Here is a 14,362-nt window from a genome sequence, read left to right on the forward strand (position 1 = left end):
TATCGCCTCTTCTAGTTGGCCTTGGTCTAAGCTTCTTTATTTTTTAATGCTTAATACCTCTTGGTCGAGGCTGACTTGGCCTTCGTTGACAACTTGGATGTCTTGGTAGTCGGCGGTGTTGGTGATGATTTCCATTACGGTGGGGTCATAGCCAGCGGCCTTGATAGCTTCGATGTCGAACTTGCCGATTTCTTGACCCTTAGTCACTTGGTCGCCTTGTTCGACCAGACTCTCGAAGCCTTGACCTTCTAAATTGACGGTATCGATACCGATATGTATGAGGATTTCGACACCTTCTTGGCTCTTGATTCCGTAAGCATGTTGGCTGTCATAGGCAACTGTAATTTCACCGTCAGCTGGGGCGTAGACGATGCCTTGGTCAGCGTCGATAGCTAGGCCGTCGCCCATCATTTTTTGGGAGAAGACGGGGTCGTTGACATTCTCTAGGGCAATGTAGTGACCACTAGCTGCTGGGCCAATGCTGATGGTGCCAGCGGCGGTTTCTTCTTCAGCCTCTTCTTGACTCTGACGTTCAGCTTCGGTCGCAACGGCTGCTTCTTCTTGGGCAGAGCTGCTGGCAACGGCAGCTGTTTCAGCTTCAGGCTGGGCTAATTTCTTGCGGCCATAGCCATAGGTGAAGACGAAGGAGAGCACCAAGCTGATCACGACGCCGATGAGGAAGGGGCCCCAGGAGTCGGAACGGATGGAGATAAAGCCGATTAAACCAGCTGAGCCCATGGCACTGGCCAAGACTTGGAAGTAGCCGATGAAAGCACTAGCAATCCCGGAAGCAATCATGGCACAGACGAAGGGGAAGCGGAGCTTGAGGTTAACCCCGAAGATAGCTGGTTCAGTGATCCCCAGCATGGCGGAGACACTGGAGGCAGAGGCAAGGTTCTTCACTTTCTCGTCTTTGGTCATGAGCATAACTGCCAAGCAGGCACCCCCTTGGGCCAGGTTAGCCATACAAGCGACAGGGAAGATGAAGGACCCGCCTGTCCGCGCGATATTAGCGATTAAGGTTGTCTCAATAGCTGGGAAGCTCTGGTGGAGACCGGTGATCACGATAGGGGAATAGAAGGTCCCGAAGATCCCTAGGCCAATCGCGCCGGTGGTCTGATAGAGCCAGACCAGGCCATTAGTTAAGCCGTCCGAAACAGTCCGCATGATAGGGCCGACTAGAACGAAGGTGAGGAAGCCTGTAATGATCAGGGTAAGCATGGGGGTGAAGGTGAAGTCGAAGGCAGCTGGGATCTTCTTGTGGAAGAATTTCTCTAGCTGGGCGAGGATCCAGGATACCGCGAGGACGGGGATAACCGATCCCTGGTAGCCAGCCTGGGCCACATTCAAGCCAAAGATATTCCAGAAGGGCATCTCACCCGCTGCGGCAACATTGGCGACGTCATAGCCATTGACCAATTGCGGCATGACCATGGCCATCCCCATAGCCGCTCCGAGATAGCCGTTACCACCGAAGCGTTTGGTGGCAGAGAAGCCGATGAGGACAGGAAGGAAGGCGAAGGGGGCTGAGGCAATCAGGTTGACCATATCCACCAAGTCAGCCAGGGCAGGGTACATGCCGATGACAGACTGGTCCCCGAAGAGCCCTTCTGCCGTCAGCACATTGTTGAGAGCCATGAGGAGGGCGCCACCAACCAGGGCAGGCAGAACCGGTACAAAGATATCGGAGAGGACCTTGACGAAGTCCATCAGGGGATTGGAATTCCCCTTGTCTTGGGCTACTGCCTTGAGTTCTTCCGTCGAGGTTTCCTTGGCATGGGTTAATTGGGAGAGTTCGGCATAAACTTTATCGACATCCCCCGCGCCAATGATAATCTGATACTGGCCATTCACCGAGAAGGTTCCCTTGACACCAGGGTTATTATCCAGGGCCTCCTGGTCAATCTTGTCTTCATCTTTTAGCACCAAGCGCAGACGGGTCGCACAGTGGGCGGCCGCTTGGATATTATCCGCCCCCAGTGCTTTCACAACATCTTCAGCAACTTTTCTATGGTCCATCAATATGTCTCCTTCCTTGAAAACGTTTTACTCGCCTTATATGATACGCGGAATTTATAAAATGTCAAACGTTTATCATAAAAAAGATAAATTATTTTATAAGAACAAAAAAACTCCGAATATGTTCACTTTGTTTCTGTTAAACGATTGACAGAGTAAGCGGTTTCGGCTATGCTTATCTAAAAAAGAAAGTGAGTGATGGGAATGGAATGGATCACAGACTGGACACGGGAACTGCGCTACACACCCTACGCTGACTGGCCTGAGGGTTACCAAGACTCTCTGCGCCAGTCCCAAGCAGGATCGGATTGGCGAGCCACCTACCATATTCAACCAGCGGGAGGCCTCTTAAATGACCCCAATGGTTTCTCCTACTTCAATGGCAAATGGCAGCTCTTCTACCAATACTATCCCTATGGCCCTGTCCACGGGCTCAAGTCCTGGTACCATATGACTTCTGATAACTTGGTGGATTGGGAAGACCAGGGTCTGGCCCTCCAGCCGGACACGCCATATGATTCCCATGGGGTCTACTCGGGATCAGCCCTGCCCGTTGGCGACAAGCTCTTCTTGATGTATACGGGCAATGTCCGGGATGAGGGAGGAGGCCGTGAGACCTATCAGATGGGTGCTTGGATGGATCCGAATGGCCAGATTGAAAAAATTGACCAGGTCCTTATCCACCAGCCCCAGGGTTATACCGCTGACTTCCGCGATCCTCAGATCTTTCGCCATAATGGTCAATATTGGATCTGCATTGGTGCTCAGACTGTCAACAAGGAAGGCCGAGTCCTAATGTATCACAGCGAGGACCTCCTGACCTGGGACTTGGCTAGGGAAGTGGACCTAGGCCATGATGACTTGGGCTATATGGTAGAGTGCCCCAACCTGGTCTTTATTGAAGGCCAGCCTGTCTTGTTCTTCTGCCCCCAAGGCCTCAAGCAGGAGACTGCCGCCTACTCTAATATTTATCCCAATATGTATATTATCGGCCAAGCCTTCGACTGGGAACAGTTAGCCTTTGTCGATCCAAGCCCCATGCACTTGGTCGACCACGGCTTTGACCTCTATGCTAGCCAGGCTATCCAAGCGCCAGATGGTCGGGCTCTAGCGGTATCCTGGCTAGGCCTTCCCGATATGCCAACGGTGACGGCCGAAGAAGGTTGGGCCCATTCCTTGAGCCTAGTTAAAGAATTGACCCTAGAAGATGGTCGCCTCTACCAGCGCCCTGTCGCAGAGCTTGCAGATCTCCGTCAGGGCTCAACAAGCTTTGAGATGGCTCTGGAAGCGGACCGTCAGCTCCTCCCTTCCCAAGCGCCTGGCCAAGAAGAGATCCAAGTCCAGCTTGAAGCAGGCAGTCGGGGACGTTTAGAGCTCTTTGCCAGTCCGGAAGCGGAAGGGGCCCTAGTGGTCAATTTTGATCTTGAGAGCGGGCAGCTGATTTTGGAACAAACGGCAGCAGGCTACCGTGCCCCCTCTGACTATGGTTATCAGCGGACCCTGGATCTCGCGCCGGGTCAGGCTCTCGACCTCAGGATCTATCTGGACCATTCCTTGGTCGAAATCTTTGTCAATGAGGGGGCGGAGACCCTGACCAGTCCCGTCTATCCACGGAACAAAGAAGCCAAACAAGTCTATGTTCAAGGAAGCGGCCGAGCTTCCGGCCAGGTCTGGGCCTTACGCGCAATGAAGTCCTAGGTCCAAGAGAATATTTATAGAAAGAAGTGACAAGATGGCGGTGAAATTAACAGATGTGGCCAAGCGGGCGGGGGTGTCTGCCACCACCGTATCCCGGGTCATCAATAACTACGGCTATCTTAGCCAGAAGACCATCGACAAGGTCCACCAAGCCATGGCTGATTTAAACTACCAGCCCAACCAATTGGCCCGGTCCCTGCAAGGTAAGGGGACCCAAGTGATCGGCGTGATCATGCCCAGTGTGGCCCACCCCTTCTACGGTGAGCTTGTCGACCAGATTGAGGGGCGCCTGTCCGAGCAGAACTACCGGATGATCCTCTGCGACAGTGCTGACGATCCCGCTAAGGAGAAAGCCTACCTGCGCATGCTCGTAGCCAACCAGGTGGACGGGATCATTGCGGGGGCCCATAACCTAGGCATTGAGGAATACCAGACCATCCAGGCCCCGGTGGTTTCTTTCGACCGTTTCTTGTCCGACCGCATTCCAATTGTTGGGAGCGACAACTACCAGGGGGGCGAGCTCGCTAGCCGTTTACTGGTGGACAAGGGTTGCCAAAAGATTGCCTGCCTGACTGGCTCTCTGGCTTCGGACTCCCCTACGAATGACCGTCTGGCAGCCTATGAAGATGTCATGGTCGAAGCGGGTTTAGACCAACACGTCTATTCCTTCCTGCCTAACCAGTCCCCCCTGGTCAAGCGGTCCGAAATCAAGCGCCTGCTCAGCACAGAAAACTGGGAGGGGGTCTTCTGTACCGATGACCTGACCGCGCTCTTGGTCTACCAGGAGGCCCAGGCCCTGGGCTTGACCCTGCCCAAGGATTTGAAGTTGGTGGGTTACGATGGTAGCCAATTCATGCAGGGCTATTTCCCCTATCTGACGACGGTTGTCCAACCCCTGGCAGCCTGCGCAGAACAATTGGTCCACCTGGTTTTAGACCAGATCGGCCAGGGGAAACGGGCCCAAGCCCCGGCCCCCAATTATAAGTATCCCGTTTCGCTTTGGACGGGGTCCACGGTTTAGAAAAAAAATTCAAATTATTGAAGCGACTGGGACAAAAGTTCCAGTCTTTTTTTATAAAGGGAATGCTTCTTACAAAGCGCCTTGCTTGGGTGCCGGTCGCTGTCAATCCACACTCACAAGTTCTGATTGAGGGTTAGTTTGAAGGGGAAGGCTCGGCTAAAGCCGTTCTTATCCTCTTTGCCTCCAGTCATTCAAGTCTAAACGCAACTGCTCACACCCTGTAGTCGGGCTCGCAGTTGCAGACTTGAAGTGACTTCACCCAATCGGAACGGTCGGCTAAAGCCGCCCTTTTCCGTTTGGGCTCCAGTCATTCAAGTCTAAACGCAACTGCTCACACCCTTTCTAGTCGGGTTCGGTCTGGCAGAAATAGCTCCTCTTCACAAAGATCCGCCGAAGACTTTCAGTCTTCTCTGGCTCTTTGCTCCAGAGGTCCACTTCTAGACGCGCGCCCTCACACCCTTAGTCGGGTTAGGTCTGGCAGAAATAGCTCCTCTTCACCAAAATCCGCCGAAGACTTGCGGTCTTCTCTGGATTTTGGCTCCAGAGGTCTATTTCTCCCGCCATCCCTCACACCCTTTTCTAGTCGGGTTCGACTTGGCAGGCTTGGAGTGATTTCACAAGTCCGAAACGAGCGAATGCTTCGCTCTTATCCTGACTTGCTCCAATCATCCAAGCCTAAGCGCCAAGTCTCACACCCTATAGTCGGGTTCGGTCTGGCAGCTTTCCTGTCACTTCACAAGTCTCCGCCGCAGTCTGTTAGACTGCTTTGGTGACTTGCTCCAGTGAAGGAAAGCTAAGCGCCATCCCTCACACCCTTAGATATTTACTTAAAACTTACTTAATGTTTACAGACTATTTACATGTTTCTGTTATAGTTAGTCCTAGTTAGGCCTTTTCTATAAATAAAAGGCCGATTAATCTGAAGGAGGAATCAGACCAGGTGAATTGGGATAATAAGATTAAGAAAGTTGGCCTCTTGCTGACATCGGTTTTTGTATTAGGTGCTTGTGCGGATTCAGGCAATATTGCGGAAGAAGCGCCTGCTAAGGATGCTGTGGAAGAAAGTGTAGCCTCTAGCGAGTCTGCTTCATCAGACCAAGCTTCTGAGAGCTCGGCAGAATCAGCGGAATCTCAAGAAGAAGGGGAAGAGGAAGTTGATCCGGTCTATGGGGAAGAGAATGGCTTAGACCTGATTGAACTCCAGGACGAGAAGCCAGAAGTGGCGCCTGTTCCTGTCAATAACGAACCCAACCGGATTGCGACCAATCTTTTAGAAGAAACCACAGATGCTATGGGCTTCAACTGGTATACAACAGAGAAAATGCCAGATGCCAAGGTCAAGGTATCGACCTCAGAAGACATGTCCAATCCGATCGAATTCGCAGCCGAAGCGACTGAAGTAACCTCTGAATATGCGGAACGCGATAAGGATGGCTACTATATTTATGCAGCGGCCAGCCAAGATGAGGATGGCAACTTCATCGTGGATGAGAACGGCGAACCCGAAGAAGTGAAGGGGTATTTTACCGATGAACAGATTACCCCAGATAATACCCAATGGACCTCTGAAGGCAGCTCCTTAGGTTACCTGGAACTCCAAGATGTGACTGAGTACTCTTATAAGGCTGAAGCTGATGACTTAGAGCCAGATACCCAATACTACTACCAAGTCGGTTCTGACGAGGGGGGCTATTCCAAGGTAGGGTCTTTTAGAACGTCAGGTGATAAAGGGGAGGCCTTCCAATTCATCCACTATACTGATACACAGAATGCTTACTGGAATGCCAATGTCAATAATGAGGCGGCTTATGGGGCGGACACCTTGGCCCATGCCCTAGAGGTGGCACCAGATGCTGACTTTGCCCTCCATACCGGTGACTTCGTTGAGGTGGCTGAAGTGGAAGATGAATGGGTGGATAACTTGGATATGTCCCAAGACCAAAACCTCCACCTGCCCCATGCTTATACCCCAGGAAACCACGATGAATATACTGTCTTAGGGGATGAGAAGGACTTAACGGCCTTCAATGAACATACCAATGTCCCAGTAACCAATGATGCAGTGACAGGTGGCTCTTACTATTCTTATGACTACAACGGGGCACACTTCGTTGTCTTGAACACCAACGACAACAAGGAATCGGAAGATAACCCTGAACAAGGGGCGATCGGTAAAGAACAGATGGAATGGGCTAAACAAGACATCCAAGCAGCTCGTGATGCGGGGGCCAACTGGATTATTCTTGCCTACCACAAGCCTATCTACTCTGCTTCCTACCATGCCCTCCAAGATGAAGACGTGCAAGTTACCCGGGAAGAATTCGCTAAATTAGCGGACGAGTTGGACGTGGATGTGGTGCTCCAAGGCCATGACCACAACTTAACCCGGACCAAGTCTTTAGTCTACACCAGTGACAACTTCTCTTACGGGGAAGTAGAAGACACTGAGAAGACAGAAAAAGATGGGGTGGAATACCATGTTAATCCTGAAGGCGTAACCTACATTATCCCTAACACCTCAGGAACTAAGGCCTATGATGCCATCTATATGAAGGGGGCTGACCACGTTCACAAGGTACGTCCTAAATTAGACTGGATGACCCAAGAGGATGTTGAGCTCTGGAATGGCCTCTTCGATGTGGCTGAACAACCTGATGATTCGCCTAAATTCGACCACAAACACGAAAACTACCGTCAATCTCAAAATCAAAACTTCGCTGTCTACACGGTAACTGAAGATGAATTCCTGATTGAATTCTACCAAATGGACGGTAACCTCCATGAAGGGGAAGAACGGACGGTTGAATTAGTCGATTCATATGGAATTAAGAAAGACCAATAATGAATGACTTAAGAGGGGTTCCATGTGAACTCCTTTTTTTATGCTTTTAATAGCCCCTCTAAATTGTTTTAAAGGCGGCTTTTTGTTATGATACAATTATCACATGAGGGCGAAAGGAGGCTAAGGAAATTTGAAGCAATCATCCCTTGTTTAATTTAGGATGAGCCATTGCTACGTTGGATGTAAGCATTAAGTATAGGGACGACAATTTACCTTTCGTCTCTTCCTTGCTGTTAAAGCAGGGATTTTTGGCCTTCTGCTTAAACCAGGGACTCAGTGGGATAACCGGATATACTTAGCTGGTTGCTTGAGTGAGGATCCCCAGATAGGCTGGCCCTTTTGTATATGTCAATAAGTATTAGGAATTGGAGGAAAATAATGAAAAAAGTAGTTAAATGGCTGATGGGTTTAGCCGCTCTGCTGCTTGTCTTGACAGGCTGTGGAAACCAAGAATCAGGCCAAGATAATTCAGACAATTCGACGAATGAAGCCGAAACAAGCCAGGAAGCAGAGGGTCAAACAACCCTGAAGATGTTGGTACCAGGCTATGATTCCGGCTATCTGAAGGATGAATTGGACTCAGCGATTGCCAAGTATGAAGAACAAAATCCTAAAATTAAGATTCAAGTTGTACCAGCTGGTTGGGATGAATTAAATTCAAAAATTGTTCAACTTTACCAAGCCGGGGATTCTCCTGATATCTTGATGATGGGCTCACGTTCCATCCGTCAATTCGTAGAAGAAGGGGTCTTAGAAGATCTGACACCTTATATGACAGACGATTTTAAAGCGACGCGGATTGAGAACGTGATGGATACCGCAAAAGTTGACGGCAAGCAATACGGGATTCCATTGGCCTTGAGCTCACGTGCCCTCTTCTACCGGTCAGACTTAATTGACAAGGCACCTGAAAACTGGGAAGAATTACTGGCAACGGCCAAACAAGTTCACGATGAACATGATATGTATGGTTTCGCGATTCCAACGGATGTGACCCATGGGACCGATGAAATCTTAAACTTCATCTACCAAGGTGGCGGCCGCATCATTGATGATCAAGGTCAATTCGTGATTAACAGTGAAGAGAATGTTAAAACTGGGGATTACTTGAAACAATTTGCGGATGTGATTCCAGATGCCGTGTCTACTGCTCGGAATGACCAAGTTGAAATGTTCAAGAATGGTGACCTGGCGATGTTTATTTCTGGTGGCTGGGAGAAAGAAGAAATGGATAAGGGACAAGACAAGACCCCTTATGCTGTCGCTGAAATTCCAGAAGGACCCGAACGGGCAGTGACTTTAGTGACCGATTCTTATGCCATGTCTTCAATTTCTGAACATAAGGATGAAGCTTATAAGTTTATTGAATTCTTGGGCCACGAAGACCAACAACGTCCAATTAGTGAAGCTTATAACTGGTTACCTGTGCTTAAGCAAGAGTTGGATGATGACCGCTTTAAGACAGACTTTATGCAACCCTTCCTTAGCATCTTAGACGCAGGGGTTCCTGAACCTCAAGTGTCTAACTGGGATACCTTCAATAAGGCCTTTACCATTGCTTTCCAAGAAATCTTAACCGGTCAAAAGACCCCTCAAGAAGCCTTAGACCAGGCGCAAGAGGAGGCTAGCAAGTAATGAGACAAGCGCGGATGACGCCTTACTTGCTGATTCTGCCTTGTGCTTTACTTTTAGTATTGCTATACGGTTATCCCATTGCCTTAACCGTATGGCAATCTTTTAATGAGGTTAATGTTTTCACCAATGTATCGGAATTTGTTGGCCTCGGGAACTTTAAAGAAGTCATGACGGACTCAAATTTTAGCGATACGATGGCGATTACCTTTAAGTACACGGTAGTGACGGTCTTTTTGAAGATGGTCTTTGGCTTTGGTGTCGGTTATCTCCTACATTCGGAGATTTACTTCAAAAAAATATTTACCTTTTTGGTCTTGATTCCGTGGGCTATTCCTCAAGTAGCAGCCGGAACAATCTGGCAGTGGTTGCTTGACCATCAATATGGTTATATCAACTATTATTTGATGGAGTGGCAGATTCTATCAGAGCCGATTCCCTTCCTATCCCGTCCGACAACGGCCTTCTACAGTGCCAGTGTGGTAGACACTTGGATGGGGATCCCGATGTTAGCGATGATTTTTTTGGCTGCTCTTGAAGCGGTGCCACGTAATCTCTATGAAGCGGCTGCCATGGACGGAGCAGGTAAGGTTCGACAGTTTTTTGATGTGACCTTACCGGGTATCCGAGGCGTTCTGCTGACGACCTTAGTCTTAGTAACGATTTGGACCTTTAACTCCTTTAATGTCATTTATGTCTTGACCCAGGGAGGGCCGATGCGGTCGACCGAAACATTAATTATCCGCATCTACCAAGAGGCCTTTAGTCGTTTTGACTTGGGAGCCAGTTCAGCCTTAACGGTGATTGCCGTGATTATCCTAACCTTTTTAACGGCCTTGTATTTGATGGGAGGGCGAGCACGTGACTAAAGGAAAGATTTTTCGAAGCTTTTTACTTTTGATCTTTGTTTGCTTGTCGCTTTTCCCGGTTCTGGACTTGCTTAATACCTCTTTACAGACTTATGAGCAAATTATTGCCTGGCCGCCTTCCTGGTTTGAGAACTTGCAATTTGGCAATTATGCCCAGGTCCTAGGCGGCGAGAAGTCAATCATACCGGCTTTTATCAATAGTCTCATCGTCGCCTTTTGCACCATGCTGATCTGCCTTCTGGTGGGGGTTTTAGCGGCCTATGCCTTGACGCGCTATCGTTTTGTTGGCAAGGGGGGCTTCCTCTTGATGGTGGTCGCAACGCAGATGTTTTCATCGGTGATTTTGGTGAACGCCATGTATGTCATCTTTAGGCGTTTAGGGCTTCTAGATAGCCTCTTTGCCCTAGTCGTTGCCAATACAGCAACAGCTTTACCTCTGACGGTCTTTCTCTTGTTTTCCTACTTTTCTCAGGTGCCGCTTACCTATGAAGAAGCGGCTTGGATGGATGGAAGTAGTCGTTGGCAGGCCATTTGCCATATCCTTTTGCCGATGTGCTTGCCGGGCATTGTGACCGCTGCCCTCTTTGCCTTTATTACCGCTTGGGGAGACCTAGTCTATGCCAAGACCCTAGTTGTTGCGCCTGAACTGCGGACCCTTCCCCTCGCTTTGACGGACTTCCGTGACCTTTATAAGACGAGCTGGGAGACGCAGATGGCAGCTTCTGTAGTGACCACCCTGCCACCTTTCTTGATTTTTCTAGTCATCCAGAAACACTTGGTTCGTGGGATGAGTCAACAGGGACTAAAGAGTTAAAGGAGAACAAAGATGAGTGAAATTGAACTAAGAAATATAAGTAAATCCTATGATGGGAAGACTTATTCCGTTAAAGATTTAAATCTAAAGATTCAAGAAGGCGAGTTTGTGGTTCTTGTAGGCCCTTCAGGTTGTGGTAAGTCGACAACTCTACGGATGATAGCTGGCTTGGAAGCCATCACTTCAGGCGATCTCCTGATTGCTGGAGAAAAAGTCAATGACAAGGCACCTAAAGATCGAAATTTAGCCATGGTCTTCCAGGATTATGCCCTCTATCCCCATATGACGGTCTACAAGAATATGGCTTATCCTTTGAAGATGGAGAAGCTTCCTAAGGATGAAATCGATGAAAAAATTCAAAAAGCTGCCCAATTACTGGGACTGGAAGCTTATTTGGATCGTCGGCCTAAAGCCTTATCGGGCGGTCAGAAGCAGCGGGTAGCCTTGGGACGTGCCATTGTTAGGGAGCCCCAGGCCTTCTTGATGGATGAACCTTTGTCCAACTTAGATGCCAAGCTCCGCTCGCAGATGCGCTATGAAATTTCTAAATTACATCGTCGCCTGCAAACCACTATGGTCTATGTGACCCATGACCAGACCGAGGCCATGACCATGGGCGACCGGATCGTAGTGATGGACCGGGGCGAGGTCCAACAAATTGGCTCGCCTAAGGAAATCTACGAGGAACCCGCTAATCGCTTTGTGGCCGAGTTCCTTGGGACGCCTAAGATGAATTTTGTCCCTGCCCAGGAACTGACCCAAAGCTTTGCGGCGATACCGGCTCACTTAGCCGCTAAGACAGGGGTTGATTTTGGTATCCGGCCCGAGAATTTGAGTCTCAAAGCAGGCGACCACTACCGAGTGGTTTTGATTGAGAACTTGGGTGGGACCCAGTATGTTTACTTGGAACATCAGAATTTCGCCCAACAGAACCTGATTATCGAAATTCCTAGCAAGGAAAAGGTTCAAGAAGGGAAGCTTTATGATTTGACCGTTGATGACTGGCAGAAGGTCAGAACTTTTAGCCAGGAAACGGGACAGGCAGTCAATTAATGCCAGCAGAAAAGGACGCACGCAATGCGCGAGGCGTCCTTTTTTGCTTTCTTTGTCAGTAGGGATAGGGTATCCTGGTAGTAAACAAGATTTTCTTATAAAGGAGCGTTAACCATGTCACTAGTCCTAACAGAAGATTTAATGAAATTTATTGAGCAGTCTCCCACGGCCTTCCATGCAGTGGAGGCGATGCGCCAGTTACTCTTGGAAGCGGGTTTTCAGGAGTTAATAGAAGCTGAGCCTTGGTCGTTAGAAGCTGGCAGAACTTATTTTACCACGCGCAATCAATCCAGTCTGATTGCCTTCAAGGTCGCTGAAGACTTGGCGGATTATAGCTTTAACCTGGTTGCTTCACATTCTGATTCGCCCCACTACCGCTTGAAGGAGCGGGCTGAATTGCAGGACGACAAGTACTTGCGCTTGAATACGGAGCCGTATGGGGGCATGATTGCCCAATCCTGGCTGGACCGTCCTTTGTCCTTGGCCGGGCGGATCTTGGTCCAAGAAGATGATCGACTGACTAGCCGGCTTCTGGCCTTTGACCGTGACCTGGTCGTCATTCCTAACCTCGCCATTCATATGAACCGGAAGATGAACCAGGGTGTGGCTTTGAATCCCCAGGTCGATATGATCCCCCTACTCGCTGGTAAAAAGGCCCAAAAAGGTGATCTGAAAGCCCTAGTTGCTGAAGAATTGGGCCTAGCTGCTTCAGCAATTGTGGATATGGAATTGAGTCTCTACCACCGCATGCCGGGTCGGATTTGGGGAGCACACCGGGAATTCTTCTCTGCTCCGCAATTGGATAACCTCGCCTGTGCCTATACCACACTGGCAGGCTTCTTAGGCGAAGATGCCCGCCATCCTCAAACAACGACTGTCTATGCCTGCTTTGATAATGAAGAAGTTGGGAGCGGGACCAAGCAAGGGGCTTTGTCTACTTTCTTGAGCGATGTCCTCCGGCGCATCCATTTCGAGCTAGGGGGCGATGAAGTTAGCTACTATCAACGTTTGGCTTCGAGTTTCTTAATCAGTGCGGACAATGCCCATGCCATCCATCCCAACCACCCGGAAGTGATGGATGACACCAATTATCCCGAGCTGAATGGCGGAGTGGTGGTCAAGACCCATGCCGGTCAGAAGTATACATCAGATGGGGTCAGCCGGGCAGTGGTTAAGATGCTCGCGAAAACAGCAGGCGTCCCCCTCCAGTTCTTTGCTAATCGCTCGGACCAGGCAGGCGGGTCGACCCTGGGCAATCTCGCGATGCAGCAGGTATCGGTTAATGCCGTAGATATTGGCCTAGCCCAGCTCGCCATGCATTCAAGCTATGAGACTGCTGGGGTTGAAGATCCAGCCTATATGCGCGACTTAATCGCTACTTTCTACCAATACCGCTTTCGTCCTGATGGCCCAGCTCGCTTCCAGCTGCAGGCAGGGAGGGTTTAGCCAATTTTTCCAGCAAGGATTTGTTGGATCATCCAGGCCACGCCATCTTCGCGGTTGCTAGGGGCAAGGCCGCGCGCCTGCCTTTGGACGGCAGGGTCAGCATTCCCCATGGCATAGCTGTGGCCAGTCACCGCAAACATGGACAAGTCATTGTAGGAGTCGCCGATGCTTAGGGCTTCGTTTTTGTCATAGCCTGCTGCTTCGAGGTACTGGGTCAGAGCCTGGCCCTTACTGGCCTTGGCTTGGGTGATTTCAACATTGTTGGGCCCCGAAGAGGAGATGGTCAGTTGGCCCTCGCCTCTGAATTGATCGAAGAAGGCTTGACGCAAGTCTTCCTGGTCAGTGAAGAAGATCAGTTTAAGGAAGTCTTGCTGGGGCAGGTCCCTGAGCGTGCCGAAGTCTCGGATGAAAGCTTTGGCTTGGCCAGGGTCGGGACTTGCTAGCTGGATCCCTGCTTGGCGGTGGCTGGCGGCTTGTTCTTTGAGGAAACGGTCAATGCCTTGCTGGTAGCGGGCAGGATCGGAGGTGTAATAGGCCTCCTGACTGATTAGCGAATAAGGGAGCTGGGCTTGGTCAAGGAAGTCACGCATGGCACGGACCTGGTCTTGGGGCAGGGGGTGTTGCTTAAGAGCTTGGCCCTGGGCAGAGGAGACCAAGGCCCCGTTGAGGTTGATCATAGGCACTTGGAGCCCCTGCATGCCGATGATGTTTCGGGCAGCGGCATAGCCCCGTCCTGTGACCGGGAGAAATTCGATGCCGTGTTCAATGGCTTGGTGGATAGCCCGGTAGGTCTGCGGGCTAATAATGCCTTGGGGTGTGAGGAGGGTGCCGTCGATATCAGAAGCAATAATTTTAATCATGTGATGGATCCTTTCTTTAATGGTTTCTTATGCCTATCTTAAAATACTCGCCCTCATTTGTCAGCCCCATAGCCCGTCTTGAGAAGGCTTTGCCAGGGGCTAGCTCCA

Annotated in this window: 10 protein-coding genes; 8 read left to right on the top strand and 2 right to left on the bottom strand. The window is 50.0% G+C overall.

Annotation, left to right across the window (positions count from 1 at the left end; translation table 11 throughout):
- Window positions 1-36 precede the first annotated feature (36 nt).
- A complete protein-coding gene (locus F6I03_RS05135) occupies window positions 37-2,019 on the bottom strand; it encodes a sucrose-specific PTS transporter subunit IIBC (RefSeq protein WP_070431325.1) in 1,983 nt (660 codons plus the stop codon).
- Window positions 2,020-2,217: 198 nt separating this feature from the next.
- Between F6I03_RS05135 and F6I03_RS05140 the strand changes: the two genes are divergently transcribed.
- The 8 genes from F6I03_RS05140 (at window position 2,218) to F6I03_RS05175 (ending at window position 13,394) form a co-directional block, all read left to right on the top strand.
- The gene (locus F6I03_RS05140; protein ID WP_224788493.1) at window positions 2,218-3,717 is read left to right on the top strand and encodes a sucrose-6-phosphate hydrolase; all 1,500 of its coding nucleotides are present in this window, start codon (window positions 2,218-2,220) and stop codon (window positions 3,715-3,717) included.
- A 34-nt stretch (window positions 3,718-3,751) separates the two neighbouring features.
- Window positions 3,752-4,738, top strand: a complete 987-nt coding sequence (locus tag F6I03_RS05145; protein WP_070431326.1) for a LacI family DNA-binding transcriptional regulator — start codon at window positions 3,752-3,754, stop codon at window positions 4,736-4,738.
- Between the two features lie 940 nt (window positions 4,739-5,678).
- The gene (locus F6I03_RS05150; protein WP_070431327.1) at window positions 5,679-7,580 is read left to right on the top strand and encodes a purple acid phosphatase family protein; all 1,902 of its coding nucleotides are present in this window, start codon (window positions 5,679-5,681) and stop codon (window positions 7,578-7,580) included.
- Between the two features lie 378 nt (window positions 7,581-7,958).
- On the top strand, window positions 7,959-9,215 hold the full coding sequence (locus F6I03_RS05155; RefSeq protein ID WP_070431328.1) for an ABC transporter substrate-binding protein: 1,257 nt from the start codon (window positions 7,959-7,961) through the stop codon (window positions 9,213-9,215).
- Window positions 9,215-10,081 carry a carbohydrate ABC transporter permease gene (locus tag F6I03_RS05160; protein WP_070431329.1) on the top strand — a complete coding sequence of 289 codons (867 nt, stop codon included), beginning with the start codon at window positions 9,215-9,217 and terminating at the stop codon, window positions 10,079-10,081. The genes F6I03_RS05155 and F6I03_RS05160 overlap by 1 nt, the downstream gene beginning before the upstream one ends.
- Window positions 10,074-10,895, top strand: coding sequence for a carbohydrate ABC transporter permease (locus tag F6I03_RS05165; RefSeq protein WP_070431330.1), 822 nt, complete (start codon window positions 10,074-10,076; stop codon window positions 10,893-10,895). Before F6I03_RS05160 ends, F6I03_RS05165 begins: the two co-directional genes overlap by 8 nt.
- 12 nt (window positions 10,896-10,907) lie before the next feature.
- The gene (locus F6I03_RS05170; protein WP_070431331.1) at window positions 10,908-11,948 is read left to right on the top strand and encodes an ABC transporter ATP-binding protein; all 1,041 of its coding nucleotides are present in this window, start codon (window positions 10,908-10,910) and stop codon (window positions 11,946-11,948) included.
- A gap of 114 nt (window positions 11,949-12,062) precedes the next feature.
- Window positions 12,063-13,394 carry a M18 family aminopeptidase gene (locus F6I03_RS05175; protein ID WP_070431332.1) on the top strand — a complete coding sequence of 444 codons (1,332 nt, stop codon included), beginning with the start codon at window positions 12,063-12,065 and terminating at the stop codon, window positions 13,392-13,394.
- Here F6I03_RS05175 and F6I03_RS05180 read toward each other — a convergent pair.
- A complete protein-coding gene (locus tag F6I03_RS05180; RefSeq protein ID WP_070431333.1) occupies window positions 13,391-14,254 on the bottom strand; it encodes a Cof-type HAD-IIB family hydrolase in 864 nt (287 codons plus the stop codon). The genes F6I03_RS05175 and F6I03_RS05180 overlap by 4 nt on opposite strands.
- Window positions 14,255-14,362: the final 108 nt, after the last annotated feature.

The sequence above is a fragment of the Aerococcus sanguinicola genome (assembly GCF_008726925.1).
In the GTDB taxonomy this organism is placed as follows: domain Bacteria; phylum Bacillota; class Bacilli; order Lactobacillales; family Aerococcaceae; genus Aerococcus.

Bases quoted from the DNA above. Each gene is read 5' to 3' on its own strand.
- F6I03_RS05140 (WP_224788493.1), top strand. From the start codon at position 2,218: ATGGGAATGGAATGGATCACAGACTGGACACGGGAACTGCGCTACACA.
- F6I03_RS05175 (WP_070431332.1), top strand. From the start codon at position 12,063: ATGTCACTAGTCCTAACAGAAGATTTAATGAAATTTATTGAGCAGTCT.
- F6I03_RS05155 (WP_070431328.1), top strand. From the start codon at position 7,959: ATGAAAAAAGTAGTTAAATGGCTGATGGGTTTAGCCGCTCTGCTGCTT.
- F6I03_RS05170 (WP_070431331.1), top strand. From the start codon at position 10,908: ATGAGTGAAATTGAACTAAGAAATATAAGTAAATCCTATGATGGGAAG.
- F6I03_RS05145 (WP_070431326.1), top strand. From the start codon at position 3,752: ATGGCGGTGAAATTAACAGATGTGGCCAAGCGGGCGGGGGTGTCTGCC.
- F6I03_RS05180 (WP_070431333.1), bottom strand. From the start codon at position 14,254: ATGATTAAAATTATTGCTTCTGATATCGACGGCACCCTCCTCACACCC.
- F6I03_RS05160 (WP_070431329.1), top strand. From the start codon at position 9,215: ATGAGACAAGCGCGGATGACGCCTTACTTGCTGATTCTGCCTTGTGCT.
- F6I03_RS05135 (WP_070431325.1), bottom strand. From the start codon at position 2,019: ATGGACCATAGAAAAGTTGCTGAAGATGTTGTGAAAGCACTGGGGGCG.